Source organism: Corynebacterium uterequi (assembly GCF_001021065.1).
Lineage (GTDB): Bacteria > Actinomycetota > Actinomycetes > Mycobacteriales > Mycobacteriaceae > Corynebacterium > Corynebacterium uterequi.
On the sequence record NZ_CP011546.1, the window covers coordinates 1877552 to 1893277 of the forward strand.

Here is a 15726-nt window from a genome sequence, read left to right on the forward strand (position 1 = left end):
CCTGTGGCCCATCCTTATCAGGTGTCCACTACTCGAGGGTAACCCCAGTAGATACGTCGGATTGGCCTAGTATGGCCCCGATTTCCTTAGGGGTAGCGCCTGCTTCCGCTAGGCGGGTGATGATGTATACCCTGCCATAGTGGGGAGTGAGTGGTTTCGTAATACCCGCCCTGGCCTTAGCCCGGTTGAAGACGGACCTGTAGCTAGTATCGAACACTGGGTTACCACTGGTGGTGGTGGTTAGCCAGCTGGTAGGCCGGTAGGCGGCTAGGTGCTCACGGATAACAGGGGCGAACTCATTGAGGACGGGTACTTTTCGGTAGCCAGCCGCCGTTTTAGGCGGGTGTAGAACCATTCTGGTTCGTTCCCCCGGGGTGGCTATGCGTGCCAGTGTGCCCCGCACCGAGACTGCGATGGTGCCGTTTTCGTCTAGCACGTCCTCCACTGTGAGGGCTAGTGCTTCCCCTAGCCGTAGCCCGTGAAACAGTGTGAGTGCTGCTACCAGCCGGTACCGGTGGGGCATGTGGTTGAAGATAGCCTGTAGGTCTGCTGTGTCGGGTAGCTGCTTTACTGCTGGCTGATAGCCGCGCCCTACGTTCTGGAGCTGTACCGGGTTATGGGCGATGTAGCCCTGGTCTACTGCCGTCCACATGATAGCCCGTAGTTTGCTGTAGGCCCTTTTGTTCCTGTGCATGGTATCCGGGTAGGTGCTGGTGATGTCAGACCACCACGCGGCTACCTGCTGGTGTGTGAGCCGGTCTACCCGGGTGTCGCATATCAGCGGGTGCTGTAGTACCCGTGCTGTGATGATGTCCTGGTATGCCCGGTGGGTGCTGTCCCGTAGCCGCCTGGCTACGTCGGCTAGCCACTGGCTGCCTAGCTCTCCTACCGTAGGGGGCGTGGTGTTCGCCCGGTAGGGTACCCACACGCCTAGGTCTATGTTTCGTCTGGTTTCTGCTAGCCAGCCGGTAGCAGTGAGCTTATCGGGGAACGTGTGTGGCCCTTTATGTGTCTTACCGTCGGGGCCGGTGTAGCGGGCCTGCCACCTGCCACTGGGTAGTTGCCTGGTGTTGCCCCATGATTGGCGTGCCATTCTCGTGCCATTCTCATGCCACGACAGGACGGGCGGGGGCCTGTCGGAGCTGGTAGTGTCAGTGTGGTTGGTTGTCGCCCTAGGCGGTCTTCCAACCTAACTACACCACGTAAACGGCCAAAACATGGCCTGACCTGCGGTTATTCGTGCGCCCGGGGGGACTTGAACCCCCACGTCCGAAGACACTGGAACCTAAATCCAGCGCGTCTGCCAATTCCGCCACGGGCGCGAGTCAGGACACATCGTAGTATGCCCTCACGGCGTTCACGAAATCCAACTTTCGCTCCATAGCCGTTATCATCAAGGGTGTGAGTGAGCAGGAGAAAACCACCGACGATCAACCCGACCCTGCCTCGAAAAAGGTGTCCACCGTCCGGGTGAGGGCCTGGCACATCGTGTTGCTCGTCGTCATCGTCGCCGTCACCTTGAGCCTGGCGTGGTGGCAGTGGACTCGCTTCCGTTCTGGCAGCGGAACCTTCCAGAACCTCGGGTACGCCCTCCAATGGCCGCTGTTCGGCGCGTTCTTCGTCTACGCCTATCGCATGGGAGTGAAGTACGAGAACGATGCCCGGCGCGCCCAGGCGGACGCCGACGACCCGGACTATCTCTACCAGGCGGACCTGCGCGAGTTCGAAGAACAGCCCACCCGAATCGACGACGATTTCCTGCCCGCTCGCCCGCACCTTAACGTCGAAGAATTCAACAGGCTCAACCCGCGTCGTCGCGGGCAAACCGACTACCCCAAGGACATTGATGACTGAGCAGACTAATCGCCCGCGGGTTCACCCGGAGCGCAAGCGCCGCGTCCGCAGCGCCCTGAAGTTCTTTTCCATTACCGCGTGGGTCACCGGCATCGCGTTGCTAGTGCTCACCGCCCGGATGATCGCGGAGTACATCTTCCACGTCGAGATGCCGGCGTGGGCGACGATGATCGCCATCCTGCACGGCTGGTGCTACATGGCCTTCGTCATCGCCACCTTCATGCTGGGAACGAAGTCCCGCTTCGCCCCGACGTGGTGGATTGTCACCATCCTTGGCGGCGTCGTCCCGTTCCTCAGCTTCTATGTGGAACGCGTCCGCCGTCGGGAGATCACCGAGCGCTTCCAGCTCGACGAACCCGACGTGCCGATCGCCTCAAGCTAGCCGGGTTAGGACTCGGCCGCCATCTGCGCAATTGTGGTGACAAGCCCCGCTAACGCCCGACCCCGGTGGGAGAGGGCGTCTTTTTCTTCTCTACTCAGCTGTGCGCTGGAGCGTCCCGCTGCGCCGGGGGCGTCCTCTTCGGCTGGGACGAATAGGGGGTCGTAGCCGAAGCCGTTCTCTCCGACCGGCGAGTGCAGCAGCCGCCCGGGCCAACGCCCCTCCGACACGGTCTCCTCCCCCGTCGGGGTGACGAGCGCGCAGGCGGACACGAAGGCGGCGCCGCGGCGGTGCTCCGGCACGTCCGCCAGTTGCGCAAGCACAAGGGCGTTGTTGGCGGCGTCATCGCCATGTGTGCCACTCCATCGAGCGGAGAGCACCCCGGGCATTCCGCCGAGGGCGTCAACGCTCAGACCGGAATCATCCGCCACGCACGGCCAACCGGTCGCCGCGGCACCGGCCCGGGCTTTGATGAGCGCGTTCTCCGCGAAGGTGGCCCCGTCTTCCACCGGTTCCTCGTAGCGGGGGGCGTCGTTCAGCGCGACCAGTTCGACGCCGGCGACCCCCGCTGCGGCGAGAATCCGCTGAAGTTCGGCGAGCTTCTTCGAATTGTTGGAGGCGACCAGCAGCTTCATGGGTTAGCGCTCCTGGATGTCGCGGGCAAGGGCCTGGCGCTGGGCGTCGTGCAACTGCCGGATACCAACCTCTGCCGCGTCGAGCATGGCCAACAGTTGCGCCCGATCAAATTCGCCGTGCTCTCCCGTGCCTTGAACTTCCACGAACTTGCCTTCCGCCGTCATGACGACGTTGAGGTCAACCTCCGCCCGGGAGTCTTCTTCGTAGGGAAGGTCGAGGCAGACATGGCCACCGACGACGCCGACGCTAACGGCCGCCACCGGCTCACGCAACGGGTTGCCCGGTACCACCCCACGGTCCTTGAGCACGGAGATCGCGTCGGCCAGCGCCACGTAGGCGCCGGTGATGGAGGCCGTGCGGGTGCCGCCGTCGGCCTGGAGGACATCGCAGTCAATGTTGATGGTGTTCTCCCCGAGCTGGGAGAGATCCACCGCCGCGCGCAGCGAGCGGCCGATGAGCCGCGAGATCTCGTGCGTCCGGCCCTTGACCTTGCCGCGCATCGACTCGCGCGGCATACGCTCGTGAGTCGCTGCCGGCAGCATGGAGTACTCCGCGGTCAGCCAGCCTTCGCCGGAGTCCTTCTTGAAGCGGGGAACCCCGTGTTCCACGGAGGCGGTGCACATCACGCGGGTGTTGCCGAACTCAACGAGGACGCTGCCCGCCGGGTTGCTGGTGAAACCGCGGGTGATACGCACCGGGCGCATCTCGTCTAGGGCACGGCCGTCGGTGCGGGTGAAGTCAGTCATGACCCCTAGCGTAGACGACGCCGAGGTGGCTAGATCTCCAGGCGCATGCCCGGCGCGGCGAGGATAATCTCGCCGTCGAATTCCTCGCGCGCTGCAGCCGCGGTGGCCTCCGGATCAACCCACGGCGGCAGGTGGGTGAGCACCAGCCTGCCCACCTCCGCTTCGCGGGCAACCCTGCCCGCCTCCGCGCCGGACAGGTGCATGAGGAGGGGCTTGTACTCGCTCGACGGCCCCCACCCCGCCTCGCACAACAGGGTACCGACCCCGCGTGCCGCGTCGACGAGGCTGTCCGATAGCGCGGTGTCACCCGAGTAGCACAGGGATGCCCCAGTGGCGGGGTCCTCGACCCGGATGGAGTAGGCCTCCACCGGATGCACCGCAGCGAAGGCGCGTAGCTTCATCCCCCCGACCGCGTAGGTCTCGTTGGGGTCCCACGCGCGGAAATCGAAGGTGTCCGCGTGATCGTCAACCTCGTCTGGCACGTCGGCGCTGAGCCGGCCCAGCTGGGTCACGGTGTGCGCCGGGCCGATGAGGTGGTGCTTGCGCGTAGCCGCGAGTGTCGGATGGTAGCGCCGCCACACGATGAGCGAGGGGAAATCGAGGCAGTGGTCCGGGTGCAGGTGCGAGAACACGACGTGCGCGTCGGACGGATTCTGAACCTGTTGGAGCGCGGCGAGGCTGCCGGGCCCTAGGTCCATGACGATTGACGGCTGTCCATCGTTGCTGAGCAGGTATCCGGACGCGGGGTTACCGGGGGCGGCCAGTGACCCCGAACAACCGAGAATGGTCAACTGCATGGTGTTACTCTGCCACGTTCACCCAGGTTTATCGACCTCGGGGGACGTGTTTTATACCCCCGATTCGGGGGTTTGGGTGACGGTTCCCACACCCGGGCCCACAAAGCGAGTTGCCAGTCTTTGGAAGCTGGCAGCGTCGCCGGTCGCTTCAAAATGGCGGATTGGCGGCCCGTCGCGTTCCGGATCGGCCAACAGATCCAGCTCCGTCAGTGTGCGCAGGACGTCCTTCGCGGTCTCTTCCGCTGAGGACACCAGGGTGACATCGTCGCCGATCGCCAACTGGATCACCCCGGAGAGCAGCGGATAGTGCGTGCACCCGAGCACGAGCGTATCCACCCCCGCCGATTGCAGGGGCGCCAGATACCCTTCGGCCACCCCCAGCACTTGCCGGCCAGAAGTAATACCCCGCTCGGCGAACTCCACGAACGCGGGGCAGGCCGCCATGGTCACGTCGACGCTCGGGTTGAGGGAGAACAGGTCCTGATACGCGCCTGAGTTCACCGTGCCTTGAGTGGCGATGACGCCCACTTTTCCGTTGCGGGTCGTTGCCATCGCGCGGCGCACCGCCGGGCGAATTACCTCAATGACGGGGATGGTGTAGCGCTCGCGGGCGTCGTGCAGGATCGCGGCGGTAGCGGTGTTGCACGCGATTACCAGCGCCTTGCAGCCTCGTTCCACGAGATCGTCGGCGATCGCCAACGCGTGCCGACGCACCGCGGCGATGGGCTGCGGCCCGTACGGACCGTGTGCGGTGTCGCCGATGTAGATCAGCGACTCCTGGGGAAGCTGGTCCATGATCGTGCGTGCCACGGTAAGCCCGCCGACGCCCGAATCGAACACCCCGATCGGCGCGGACGGGGAGGGCGCAGCTGCGGGCTGGGAAACAGAAACCATAATCGCCTTTCCGGGGCTTCAATCAAGAGTTTTAGCGGCGCCCGGAGGACAACGCCTTCCGGGCCTTCTTCAGCTGGCGGCGTTCCACAAGCGCCGGCGGATCGTCGGAGGTGATGAGCATACCCGCCCCCAGTCCGCCGAGCGCACCAAAGAGGTGGCCCTGCCACGACACCCCTGGTACCCCGGGGAGCAGGCCAAAGATGAGCCCCGAGTAGGCGATACCGAGAACGACGCCGACGACCACTTGGCCAAGATGACGGTTAAACACCCCGCGGATGAGCAGATACGCCAGCCAGCCGTACACCACGCCCGAGGCGCCAATATGGTTCGTCGCCACGCCACCGAACAGCCAGGTGCCCGCCCCGGCGGCCACGACGGTGATGAGGGTGACCTCCCAGAACACCCGTCGTCCCGAGAACCCGATGAGGAAGGCGAAGACCGCTCCCGGCACCGTGTTGGAGAGCACGTGTTCGAGGTTGGCGTGAAGGAAGGGTGCGGCGAAGATACCCCACCACGACGCGGTGTCCAGCGGATGAATGCCAAAGAAGACCAAGTCTCCGCCGAAGACGAGGAGGTTGACGAGGAAAACAGACCAGATGGCGACCACGAAGCCCACGGCGTAGGTCACGGCCCCCTTGAGGCCGCCGCCACTGCGGACGCGCGACGACGGGGCGGCCGGCGGGGTTGCGGATCCCGGGTAGCCGGGTGTCATCGGGGACGCCGGAGGGCGGCGGTAGAGGCGGCTCATGGGGATGTAGCCTAGTCGCCGATCAGCGCCTCCAACAGACTGTCTTGGCAGAAGGCCAGCCACTCCGCGAAGGTGTCCCGGGGCATCCCAAGGCTCTCCTCGGCGAGTTGCTCGTCGGTGCGGCTGCCGGGTTGGGCCGAAACCACAAAGAGACGCACGTCGTTGAGGGCGGCGACGAACTGCCCAGCTTCCTCCGGGGTCAGTGAGATGGCGACGGATCCGTCGGCCCCGATCTGTTCCGTGATGACCTGCAGATTGGTGAGCTTGGCGGAGATGATGTCGTTTTCGTGCAGGCAGCGCAGGAAGGAATTGTCTCCGTCGTATTCCTCGTCGTCGGGCAGCTCAAAATCCGGCAGGAGCCGGGCAAGCGCCGGGTCGGCGGGGGCCTCCTTGTGCCCGGAGGCCATGCCCATCATGTCCGCGAGCTCGTCGCGCGGGGCGCTGCGGGCGCGCTGAATGAGTGTCTCCACCAGGTAGGAGGCGACGTTGCCGAGGACTTCCCGTTCGATGGGCTCGAGCGTGGTGACGTACCGGGGCCCCCGCATGAGCGAGCGTTTAGCTTTCCACGGGATCATGTTTCGACGGTGCTCCTTGTCGTTCGGGGCTGAGGCGCTAACCAGCCTGCTGCATGGTCGCCCATAGTCCGGCGGTGTGTAGCTTTTTCACGTCGCCCTCCACCTTGTCTTTCTCCCCCGAGGAGACGACGGCTTTGCCCTCGGTGTGTACCTGCATCATGAGCTCGGTGGCCCGCTTCTTCGAGTAGCCAAGAACCGTCTGGAAGACGTACGTGACGTAGGACATGAGGTTAACCGGGTCATCCCACACAATGCACATCCAGGGCAGGTTTTCCGCCGTGGCCATATCCACGTCAAGGCTTTCCTCCAGATCCGGGGTAGCCATGGGGGAGCTCATGGTGATGTACAACATGATTGCCCAGCCTAGTCCTAAGCGGACACAACCGGCTAGGCTTAACGGGGTGGAAACCTTGAACTCGTCGATCCCCCGCAACCGGTCGACGTCACTGCTGACCGATATGTATGAACTGACGATGCTTGAGGCCGCGCTGCGCGACGGCACCGCCCACCGGCGTGTGAGCTTCGAAGTGTTCTCTCGGCGCCTGCCCAATGAACGCCGCTACGGTGTGGTGTGCGGCAGTGAGCGAGTTCTCCACGCCATCGAGGACTTCGTTTTCACCGAAGAGCAGCTCGCCGGCATGGATTTCCTCTCGGAGGAGACCCTGGATTACCTGCGCTCCTACCGTTTCACGGGGCACATCGACGGTTACCGGGAAGGCGAGCTGTACTTCCCCTACTCCCCGATTCTCACCCTGCGCGGCACCTTCGCCGAATGCGTGGTCCTGGAGACCGTCATCTTGTCCATCATGAACGCGGACTCGGCAGTAGCGTCGGCGGCCGCCCGCATGGTGGTCGCCGCCGACGGCCGACCGATCATCGAGATGGGGTCGCGCCGGACCCACGAGTATTCGGCTGTTACCGCGGCCCGCGCGGCCTATCTAGCGGGTTTCCAGGCGACGTCGAACCTCGAGGCGGCGCATCGCTACGGCATCCCCGCCTCCGGTACCGCCGCCCACGCGTGGACGCTGCTGCACATCGACGCCGAGGGCCGACCCAACGAGGCGGCCGCCTTCCGGTCCCAGATCGACAGCCTCGGCACCGACACCACGCTTCTGGTGGACACCTATGACATCACCAAGGGCGTGGCCACGGCCATTGAGGTGGCCGGCACCGGCCTCGGCGCAATCCGTATCGACTCCGGCGACCTCGGCGCGGTGACCCGGCGCGTGCGCAAACAGCTCGACGAGCTGGGGGCGTTCAACACGAAAATCATCGTCTCTTCCGACCTCGACGAGTTCGCCATCGCCGGCCTGCGAGGCGATCCCGTGGACGGCTTCGGCGTCGGCACGTCCGTAGTCACCGGCTCCGGCGCGCCGACGGCCGGCCTGGTGTACAAGCTGGTGGAGGTCGACGGCCACCCCGTCGCCAAGCGCTCCTCCGGCAAGGCGATGACCGGTGGTACCAAGCGCGCCCTGCGTGCCCTGCGTTCCACCGGCGTGGCCGTTGAAGAAGTCGTGTACCCCTTCGACAACGAGGCCCCGGACACCGGGACACTGCACGCCCAGCAACTCACCGTGCCGCTGATGCGCGACGGAGCCATCGTCGACACGGCCCCCACCTTGTCCGAGTCCCGCGACCACCTCGCCGCGCAACTTCAGACCCTACCGTGGGAGGGTCTGGCGCTCTCTCGCGACGAACCTGCCATCTCCACGCGTTTCGCCGGCTTCGAACCGGCCGCGTCCTCCTAGCGAAAGCCGCCCGCGTGCCCGAGCCCGACGAAGCAGCCCCCCTGTCCACCGAGGAATTACTCGCCGCGGCGGTGTCCGCCATCGGCGGCAGCCCCCGGCCCGGGCAAGAACGTATGGCCTCGGCCGTGGATCAGGCCCTTGACGTGGGCCGGCACCTCGCCGTGCAGGCTGGCACCGGTACCGGCAAGTCCATGGCCTATCTGGTACCCGCCATCCGCTACGCCCAGGAGGAGGATGCCACCGTCGTCGTGTCCACCGCCACCCTGGGTCTGCAGAATCAGCTCGTGCACCGCGACCTCCCTCGCCTGGCCGACGCGTTGGAACCGCACCTGAGCCGCAGGCCCAGCTTCGCGATCCTCAAGGGCCGGTCCAACTACGTCTGCCTCCACAAGGTGTCCGATGTCGAAGACCTCCCGGAGGGGGAATCGCTCCTCGACGCCGGGCAGCTCTCCCGCCTGGGCGCCCACGCCGAGCGGGTGAGGCAGTGGGCGCAGCAAACCGAGACGGGAGACCGCGACGATCTCACCCCGGGCGTGCCCAACATCGTATGGCGGGCCTTCTCGGTCACCGCGAAGGAGTGCCTCGGCGCGGCTCGGTGCCCACACGGTGAGGAGTGCTTCGCCACCCTCGCCCGCGCCGCCGCCAGCGAGAAGGACATCGTGGTCACCAACCACGCACTGCTGGCCATCGACGCCTTGAGCGACTTTGCTATTCTGCCGGACCACGACGCGGTCATCATCGACGAGGCGCACGAGCTCGACGGACGCATCACGTCCGTCGCCACCTCGGAGATTTCCCCGCATGGCATCTCCCTGGCGGCCAAGCGAGGTGAAAAGCTCGACGCCGCGAAGCGCTCCGAAGAGCTGCGCGAGATCAGCGACGATCTGGAGGCGATGCTGGCCATCCAGCCAGAGGGCCGCTGGACGAGCCTGGACGACACGGCCCGCACCTCGCTGACCGGCCTGGCCTCCGGACTGTGGCGGCTGCGCGAGGACATTCAACGCGGCGGCCACGACGGCGAATCCGAATCGGACCCGGAACGCGCCGCCGAGCGCCAGAACCTCACCAACCACCTGTTGGAACTGCACGACGCCGTCGTCCGGATCCTCGACGTGTTCGCCGAGGGCAGCGCCGACCCCACCACCGCTCGCGACGTGGTGTGGTTGCAGCGCACCCAGAAAGAGCAATCCCGGCTCGCCGTGGCCCCGCTATCGATCGCGGGACTGCTTCGAGAGTCGCTCTTCGCCGATCACACTGTCGTTCTCACCTCCGCCACGCTCACCGTTGGCGGGAACTTCAACGCCATGGCCGCTGCGTGGGGGTTGCCTCGTGGGTCCTGGGACCACCTCGACGCCGGCACCCCCTTCGATCCCGCCGCCTCGGGCATCCTCTACCAGGCCGCCCACCTACCCAAGCCCGGTCGCGACGGGCTCAGCGCCGAAGCCTTAGACGAAATGACCGAGCTCATCCTCGCCGCCGGCGGGCGGACGTTGGGGTTGTTTTCGTCGAGGCGCGCCGCCGAGCAGGCCGCGGAGGCGCTGCGCCCCCGCCTGCCCTTCGACATTCTGCTTCAAGGCGAGGACACCATCGGCGCGCTCGTCGCCCGCTTCCAGGCGAATGAGAATACCTGTCTTTTCGGCACCCTCACCCTATGGCAGGGCGTGGACGTGCCGGGGCCGTCGTTGTCCCTGGTCATCATTGACCGCATCCCCTTCCCTCGGCCGGACGACCCGCTGCTGAAGGCCCGCTCGGAGGCGGCCGACGCCGCCGGCCGCAACGGCTTCATGGAGGTCTCCGCCACCCACGCGGGGCTGCTGCTCGCACAGGGCACCGGGCGTTTGCTGCGGTCGGTCACCGACCGGGGCGTCGTAGCTGTCCTCGACTCCCGGCTGGCCACCGCCCGCTACGGCGGCTTCCTGCGCCGGTCTATGCCGGCATTTTGGACGACGACCTCCCTTGAGGTGGTCACCGGCGCGTTACGACGGCTGGTGGCCGCTCCCCGGAAGTAGGTCCCGCCGGGCCACGCCGAGGGCCGTGATCGCGCCCGGCGCCACCTCGGTGAATCCGGCATCGACCACCGTCGCCGCGGTCGGTAGCGCAGCGGCCTGCGCGAACTCCTCGCCACTGACCTCCCGCACGCTCAGTGGGCACGCGTCGGCCGCCCACTGCAGGGCCGACGCCGGATCACGCTGATACCACGCAGCCGCTAGCAGCATAGCGGCATGGCCAGCTTGCGCGGCGGCCTTACCGGCGCTCATCTGCAGCGAGGCGTCGATGAGAATGAGGGGCTGGGACGCGTCAACGTCGGCCATCGTGGCGCCGTCGGCGGGCAGGTCCGTTCCCTTGACCTGGAGCTTGCGTAACTCCGCCGGTACGGCGTCCATGCGGGTGGGCAGGAACGCGCGTGCCTGCGCACCGTCGACGTCGACGGTGACTCCGGCGAGCTGCTGTGCCCGTTCCCAACCGCTATTGCGGGCCCGGCGAACCACCTTGCGGATGCGGTGGGTGTACCACGGCGTGAGCGCATCCTGCCATGCTCCCGGCTGGTCGGCGCGGTGATCGAGGCAGACCAGCACCGCTGCCCTGGCGGCGGCGGTGAGCGCTGCGACGCGTTTGGGTGGATCGTTTTTGGGCAGATGCAGGACAATCTGCATGGCCTGGACGGTGTGCGGGTCGTCCGGGTTCTCGCCGCGGGGTCGGGTCACGGCGTCGACCAGCCGATCGAATGCGTCCGGCACGTTAGGCTTCCTGTTCGCTGAGACCGGCGGCCTCGACCTCGTAGCGCGGCACCCCCAGCATGTACAGCACCTCGTCGAGGAAAGGATGCGTGACGGCGGTATCCGCTACCTCTGTGAGCGCTGGCTTCGCATTGAAGGCGATTCCCAAGCCTGCCGCGGAGATCATGTCAATGTCATTGGCGCCATCGCCCACCGCCACCGTCTGATCCATCCCGAGACCGGAATCGGCGGCGAATTCCCGCAGGAAGGCGGCTTTAGCGGCCCGGTCCACCACCTGCCCGACCACGCGGCCGGTGAGCCTTCCGTCGACGATTTCCAACGTATTGGCCCGCATATAGTCCAGCTCCAGCTCGGCGGCCAGGCCGGTAAGCACCTGCGTGAAGCCGCCGGAAACCACCGCCGTACGGTAACCCATCCGGTTTAACGCGCGGATGGTGGTCCTGGCGCCGGGAGTGAGTTCGATGCTGGCCGCCACCTCGTCGATGACAGCGGCGTCGAGCCCCGCCAACGTGCGAACCCGCTCGCGCAGGGAGGCTTCGAAGTCGAGCTCGCCGCGCATCGCCCGCTCGGTCACCGCGGCTACCTCAGCCTCCTTACCGGCGTGCGCAGCGAGCATTTCGATGACTTCGCCGGTGATAAGGGTCGAGTCACAGTCGAAACAGACCAGCCGCTTAGCGCGTCGGTTGAGCCCGGCTTGCTCCATGGCGATATCCACGCCCAGGCCTGCCGACGCCGCGCTAAGCGCCTCCCGGACGGCCGTCGCGTCGCCCCGGGTTGATCGCGGAACGCTGACGGACAGCTCCAGCCCGGTGATCGGGTGTTCCGAAATGCCCCGAATGCGGTCAATGTTCGCGCCATAGTCGGCGAGAGTCCGTCCGACGACGGACAAGGCCTCGGCGGTCACCGGCTGGCCGAGGACGACGACCGAGTGCGTCGAGCGGGGACGGGCCCGGTCGGCGACGTCGGCGCCGGTCTCCACGCTCACGTGCTGCGAGTGCACTTCAAGGGTGTCACGAAGACCGCGGCCGAGTACCTCAAGCCGGCCCGGCTCGACGCCCACGAAGGCGGCCAGGGAAATGCGGCCACGGAAGAGCGCCTGCTCCACGTCGAGGACGTGGACCCGGTGCGAACTTAAAACCCGGAAGAAGGCGGCGGACACCCCCGGCGAATCGGGTCCAGTACTGGTCACGACGGCGACCTCGTATCCGTCCGGCAGCGTCGCGGTGGGCGTTCGATCTATAGTCACGCTGCGATTGTGGCATGCCTGGCGGGGGCAGACCACAAAGCCCCCACCGACCGGGGTATTCAGTCGGTGGGGGCTCAAGCGGCGGGGCGCACGGGCGGCCAGAAGGACACCGCCCGGGCCTGAGCGGAAACCTTCGCGTTCCTAGTGCTTGTCGCCGCCGGAGTGCTGCTCGCGGCGCATGCGCTCCACCATGTGCGGGTAGTGCAGCTCAAAGGCCGGGCGCTCGGAGCGGATGCGGGGCAGGGAGACGAAGTTGTGGCGCGGCGGCGGGCACGAGGTGGCCCACTCCAGGGAGTTACCGTAGCCCCACGGGTCGTCGACCGTAACAACCTCGCCGTAGCGCCAGGACTTGAACACGTTCCAGATGAACGGGATCACGGAGGCACCCAGGAGGAAGGAGAAGATCGTGGAGATCTGGTTGAGCATGGTGAAGCCGTCGGAATCCAGGTAGTCCGCGTAGCGGCGCGGCATGCCCATGTTGCCCAGCCAGTGCTGGACGATGAAGGTGCCCTGGAAGCCCACGAAGGTGAGCCAGAAGTGGATCTTTCCGAGCCGCTCGTCGAGCATACGGCCCGTCATCTTCGGGAACCAGAAGTAAATGCCGGCGAAGGAGGTGAACACCAGGGTGCCGAACAGGGTGTAGTGGAAGTGCGCGATGAGGAAGTAGGACTCCGCCAGGTGGAAATCCAGCGGCGGGGAGGCCAGCATAATGCCGGTCAGGCCGCCGAAGAGGAAGGTGGTCATGAAGCCCATGGCCCAGATCATCGGCGTCTGCCAGGTGATGTGGCCGTTCCACATCGTGCCCACCCAGTTAAAGAACTTCATGCCGGTCGGGATGGAGATGAGGAAGGTCATGAAGGAGAAGAAGGGCAGCAGCACCGCGCCGGTGACGAACATGTGGTGAGCCCACACCGCCATGGACAGCGCGCCGATCGCGAGGATGGCGAAGACCAGGCCGATGTAGCCGAAGACCGGCTTACGGGAGAACACCGGGACGATCTCGGAGATGATGCCGAAGAAGGGCAGGGCGAGAACGTAGACCTCGGGGTGGCCGAAGAACCAGAAGAGGTGCTGCCACAGCACGGCGCCGCCGTTAGCGGAATCGTAGATGTGTCCGCCCAGCTTGCGGTCGTAGAGGACGCCGAGGGCGGCGGCCAGCAGCAGCGGGAAGATCATGAGGACGATGAGGGAGGCGGTGAACACGCCCCACACGAACACCGGCATGCGGAACATCGTCATGCCCGGGGCGCGCATGGTCAGCACGGTGGTGACCATGTTGATTGCGGAAGCGACGGTACCAACGCCGGTGGCGCCGACGCCGACGATCCACATGTCCGCGCCAATGCCCGGCGTGTGGACGGCGTCGGCCAGCGGCATGTACATGGTCCAACCGAAGTCAGCCGCGCCACCCGGGGTGAGGAACCCGAAGAGCATGGCCACGCCGCCGATCATGGTGATCCAGAAGCCGAAGGCATTCAGGCGGGGGAAGGCCACGTCCGGGGCGCCGAGCTGCAGCGGCAGGATGTAGTTACCGAAGCCCCACACGATTGGGGTACCGAACAGCAGCAGCATCACCGTGCCGTGCATGGTGAACAGCTGGTTGAACTGCTCGTTAGACAAGAACTGCAGGCCCGGGCTGAACAGCTCCGCACGCAGCAGAAGGGCCATGAGGCCACCCAAGAAGAAGAAGCTGACGGACATGATGATGTACATGATGCCCAGCTCTTTGTGGTCGGTCGTGGTCAGCATCGTCCACGCCTTCGAACCGAGCCGGGCCTTGCCCGTCGGCTCGGGACGTTCGGGCGCGACGTAATCGTCGAGCCGTGGCGCCACAGCGGTCATAAAGTCCTCCTGACTACAAGCGCTTCGCCGCCGCGAGGCGCTTAGTTGTATTTCAGTCACACCTTGCGGGTGTGACAACGCACTGCTGAGCCACTGGACCCAACAAGACACGCCTAGTGTAACCCGAGGGCGATTCAGCAAAAGTTCACGTTTCGAGGAAACTCCCAGGTGCCACGCCGCCGACCACGAAAAACCCCAAAATCAGTGACCGACGTCACATTTTCGGCCCGGTCAGACCAGTGACTAGGGAGCAAAAGCCCCGGTCACCGGCCCCTTATGGGAGTCAACCGAAAGGTGGAATGGCTCTAGAAGTCCCAGTCGTCGTCCGTCGTGTCTTCGGCGGTACCGATGACATAGGAGGAGCCGGAGCCGGAGAAGAAATCGTGATTCTCGTCGGCGTTGGGGCTCAGCGCGGACAGGATCGCCGGGGACACCTTAGTCTCGTCGGCCGGGAAGAGCCCCTCATAGCCCAAGTTGTTGAGGGCCTTGTTGGCGTTGTAACGCAGGAAGCGCTTGACGTCCTCGGTCCAGCCCAGTTCGTCGTAGAGGTCCTCCGTGTACTGGATCTCGTTGTCGTAGAGATCGTAGAGCAGGTCGAAGGTGTACTCCTTGAGCTCGTCGCGGCGCGTCTGGTCCGCCCGCTCAAGGCCTCGCTGGTACTTGTAGCCGATGTAGTAGCCGTGAACGGCCTCGTCGCGAATAATCAGGCGGATGATATCCGCCGTGTTGGTGAGCTTCGCGTGCGAGGAGAAGTACATCGGCAGGTAGAAGCCGGAGTAGAAGAGGAAGGATTCCAGCAGCGTGGAGGCGACCTTCTTCTTCAGCGGATCCTCACCCTCGTAGTAGCTGAGGATGATCTTCGCCTTCGTCTGAAGGTTGTCGTTCTCCTCCGACCACCGGAAGGCGTCGTTAATCATCGGCGTGGACGCCAGGGTCATGAAGATATTGGAGTAGCTCTTGGCGTGAACGCTCTCCATGAAGGCGATGTTGGTATACACGGCCTCCTCGTGCAGCGTGACCGCGTCGTCCAGCAGGGAGACTGCACCGACGGTGCCCTGAATGGTGTCCAGCAGGGTCAGTCCCGTGAACACCCGCATGGTGGTCTCCTGCTCCTTGGCAGTGAGCTTGTTCCACGTAGGAATGTCGTTGGAGACCGGGATCTTCTCCGGGAGCCAGAAGTTTCCGGTCAGCCGATCCCACACTTCCTGGTCTTTGTCGTCCGGGATGGTATTCCAGTTGATGGCCTTCACCGGCTTGTTGTGCTCGGCGACGTACGAATCGTACTCATGCTGCTCCACGGCAACCTCCTTAGATGAATGCTTCGCCCACCGGCCGTCTGCCCCCGCGAGAGGCTCTGGTGGGTCGTCACAGTGCGCCCTTGAGCCTAGTCGGAGCCCCTGCTGCGGGTAGTGGGGGCTCGCTCCCCCCGCCACGTCGTGTACTTTTTCGGAGCGCTACCCCAGCGGTTGTAAGATATTCCCATTAATAGCGACCTCACCCGGGTCGCGTCACCCCCGATTTCT

Annotated in this window: 16 protein-coding genes and 1 tRNA gene; 4 read left to right on the forward strand and 13 right to left on the reverse strand. The window is 65.3% G+C overall.

Annotated elements, in window-relative coordinates; all coding sequences use genetic code 11:
* Window positions 1-28 precede the first annotated feature (28 nt).
* Window positions 29-1093 carry a tyrosine-type recombinase/integrase gene (locus tag CUTER_RS08665; protein ID WP_082121334.1) on the reverse strand — a complete coding sequence of 355 codons (1065 nt, stop codon included), beginning with the start codon at window positions 1091-1093 and terminating at the stop codon, window positions 29-31.
* 147 nt (window positions 1094-1240) lie between these two features.
* A tRNA-Leu gene (locus CUTER_RS08670) sits at window positions 1241-1322 on the reverse strand.
* 79 nt (window positions 1323-1401) lie between these two features.
* Here CUTER_RS08670 and CUTER_RS08675 point away from each other — a divergent pair.
* Window positions 1402-1854, forward strand: coding sequence for a hypothetical protein (locus tag CUTER_RS08675; protein ID WP_144412300.1), 453 nt, complete (start codon window positions 1402-1404; stop codon window positions 1852-1854).
* Window positions 1847-2236, forward strand: coding sequence for a DUF3817 domain-containing protein (locus CUTER_RS08680; protein ID WP_047260087.1), 390 nt, complete (start codon window positions 1847-1849; stop codon window positions 2234-2236). The genes CUTER_RS08675 and CUTER_RS08680 overlap by 8 nt, the downstream gene beginning before the upstream one ends.
* A 5-nt stretch (window positions 2237-2241) precedes the next feature.
* On the opposite strand, the gene CUTER_RS08685 is transcribed toward CUTER_RS08680, so the two are convergent.
* Genes CUTER_RS08685 through clpS form a run of 7 tightly spaced genes read right to left on the reverse strand, consistent with a single transcriptional unit; the run spans window position 2242 to window position 6981 of the window.
* Window positions 2242-2868, reverse strand: coding sequence for a non-canonical purine NTP pyrophosphatase (locus tag CUTER_RS08685; protein ID WP_047260088.1), 627 nt, complete (start codon window positions 2866-2868; stop codon window positions 2242-2244).
* A gap of 3 nt (window positions 2869-2871) precedes the next feature.
* Window positions 2872-3615: a ribonuclease PH gene (rph, locus tag CUTER_RS08690; protein WP_047260089.1), complete on the reverse strand. Its 744-nt coding sequence runs from the start codon at window positions 3613-3615 to the stop codon at window positions 2872-2874.
* A gap of 29 nt (window positions 3616-3644) precedes the next feature.
* Complete coding sequence (locus CUTER_RS08695) at window positions 3645-4412, reverse strand: MBL fold metallo-hydrolase (protein ID WP_047260090.1); 768 nt, start codon at window positions 4410-4412, stop codon at window positions 3645-3647.
* Between the two features lie 51 nt (window positions 4413-4463).
* Window positions 4464-5306 (reverse strand): glutamate racemase, encoded by an 843-nt coding sequence (gene murI / locus CUTER_RS08700; protein WP_047260091.1) that lies wholly within the window; start codon window positions 5304-5306, stop codon window positions 4464-4466.
* A 31-nt stretch (window positions 5307-5337) separates the two neighbouring features.
* Window positions 5338-6054, reverse strand: coding sequence for a rhomboid family intramembrane serine protease (locus CUTER_RS08705; protein WP_144412301.1), 717 nt, complete (start codon window positions 6052-6054; stop codon window positions 5338-5340).
* 11 nt (window positions 6055-6065) lie between these two features.
* Entirely contained in the window at window positions 6066-6629 is a 564-nt protein-coding gene (locus CUTER_RS08710; RefSeq protein WP_047260092.1) for a DUF2017 domain-containing protein, read from the reverse strand.
* Window positions 6630-6666: 37 nt separating this feature from the next.
* Complete coding sequence (gene clpS / locus CUTER_RS08715; protein ID WP_407919163.1) at window positions 6667-6981, reverse strand: ATP-dependent Clp protease adapter ClpS; 315 nt, start codon at window positions 6979-6981, stop codon at window positions 6667-6669.
* A gap of 49 nt (window positions 6982-7030) precedes the next feature.
* On the opposite strand from clpS, the gene CUTER_RS08720 reads away from it, so the two are divergent.
* Both CUTER_RS08720 and CUTER_RS08725 read left to right on the forward strand, forming a co-directional pair.
* Window positions 7031-8377 (forward strand): nicotinate phosphoribosyltransferase, encoded by a 1347-nt coding sequence (locus tag CUTER_RS08720; protein ID WP_269079410.1) that lies wholly within the window; start codon window positions 7031-7033, stop codon window positions 8375-8377.
* A gap of 14 nt (window positions 8378-8391) precedes the next feature.
* On the forward strand, window positions 8392-10386 hold the full coding sequence (locus CUTER_RS08725; protein WP_047260093.1) for an ATP-dependent DNA helicase: 1995 nt from the start codon (window positions 8392-8394) through the stop codon (window positions 10384-10386).
* Here the strand turns inward: CUTER_RS08725 and CUTER_RS08730 are convergent.
* The 4 genes from CUTER_RS08730 to nrdF form a co-directional block, all read right to left on the reverse strand.
* On the reverse strand, window positions 10354-11115 hold the full coding sequence (locus CUTER_RS08730) for a peptidyl-tRNA hydrolase (protein WP_047260094.1): 762 nt from the start codon (window positions 11113-11115) through the stop codon (window positions 10354-10356). The genes CUTER_RS08725 and CUTER_RS08730 overlap by 33 nt on opposite strands.
* A gap of 1 nt (window position 11116) precedes the next feature.
* Window positions 11117-12361, reverse strand: coding sequence for a phosphoserine phosphatase SerB (serB, locus tag CUTER_RS08735; protein WP_047260095.1), 1245 nt, complete (start codon window positions 12359-12361; stop codon window positions 11117-11119).
* A gap of 141 nt (window positions 12362-12502) precedes the next feature.
* A complete protein-coding gene (gene ctaD, locus CUTER_RS08740; RefSeq protein ID WP_047260096.1) occupies window positions 12503-14203 on the reverse strand; it encodes an aa3-type cytochrome oxidase subunit I in 1701 nt (566 codons plus the stop codon).
* A gap of 305 nt (window positions 14204-14508) precedes the next feature.
* Window positions 14509-15501 carry a class 1b ribonucleoside-diphosphate reductase subunit beta gene (gene nrdF, locus CUTER_RS08745; RefSeq protein WP_047260097.1) on the reverse strand — a complete coding sequence of 331 codons (993 nt, stop codon included), beginning with the start codon at window positions 15499-15501 and terminating at the stop codon, window positions 14509-14511.
* Window positions 15502-15726 lie beyond the last annotated feature (225 nt).

Bases quoted from the DNA above. Each gene is read 5' to 3' on its own strand.
- CUTER_RS08665 (WP_082121334.1), bottom strand. From the start codon at position 1,093: ATGGCACGCCAATCATGGGGCAACACCAGGCAACTACCCAGTGGCAGG.
- CUTER_RS08680 (WP_047260087.1), top strand. From the start codon at position 1,847: ATGACTGAGCAGACTAATCGCCCGCGGGTTCACCCGGAGCGCAAGCGC.
- CUTER_RS08685 (WP_047260088.1), bottom strand. From the start codon at position 2,868: ATGAAGCTGCTGGTCGCCTCCAACAATTCGAAGAAGCTCGCCGAACTT.
- rph (WP_047260089.1), bottom strand. From the start codon at position 3,615: ATGACTGACTTCACCCGCACCGACGGCCGTGCCCTAGACGAGATGCGC.
- CUTER_RS08695 (WP_047260090.1), bottom strand. From the start codon at position 4,412: ATGCAGTTGACCATTCTCGGTTGTTCGGGGTCACTGGCCGCCCCCGGT.
- murI (WP_047260091.1), bottom strand. From the start codon at position 5,306: ATGGTTTCTGTTTCCCAGCCCGCAGCTGCGCCCTCCCCGTCCGCGCCG.
- CUTER_RS08705 (WP_144412301.1), bottom strand. From the start codon at position 6,054: ATGAGCCGCCTCTACCGCCGCCCTCCGGCGTCCCCGATGACACCCGGC.
- CUTER_RS08710 (WP_047260092.1), bottom strand. From the start codon at position 6,629: ATGATCCCGTGGAAAGCTAAACGCTCGCTCATGCGGGGGCCCCGGTAC.
- clpS (WP_407919163.1), bottom strand. From the start codon at position 6,981: ATGTTGTACATCACCATGAGCTCCCCCATGGCTACCCCGGATCTGGAG.
- ctaD (WP_047260096.1), bottom strand. From the start codon at position 14,203: ATGACCGCTGTGGCGCCACGGCTCGACGATTACGTCGCGCCCGAACGT.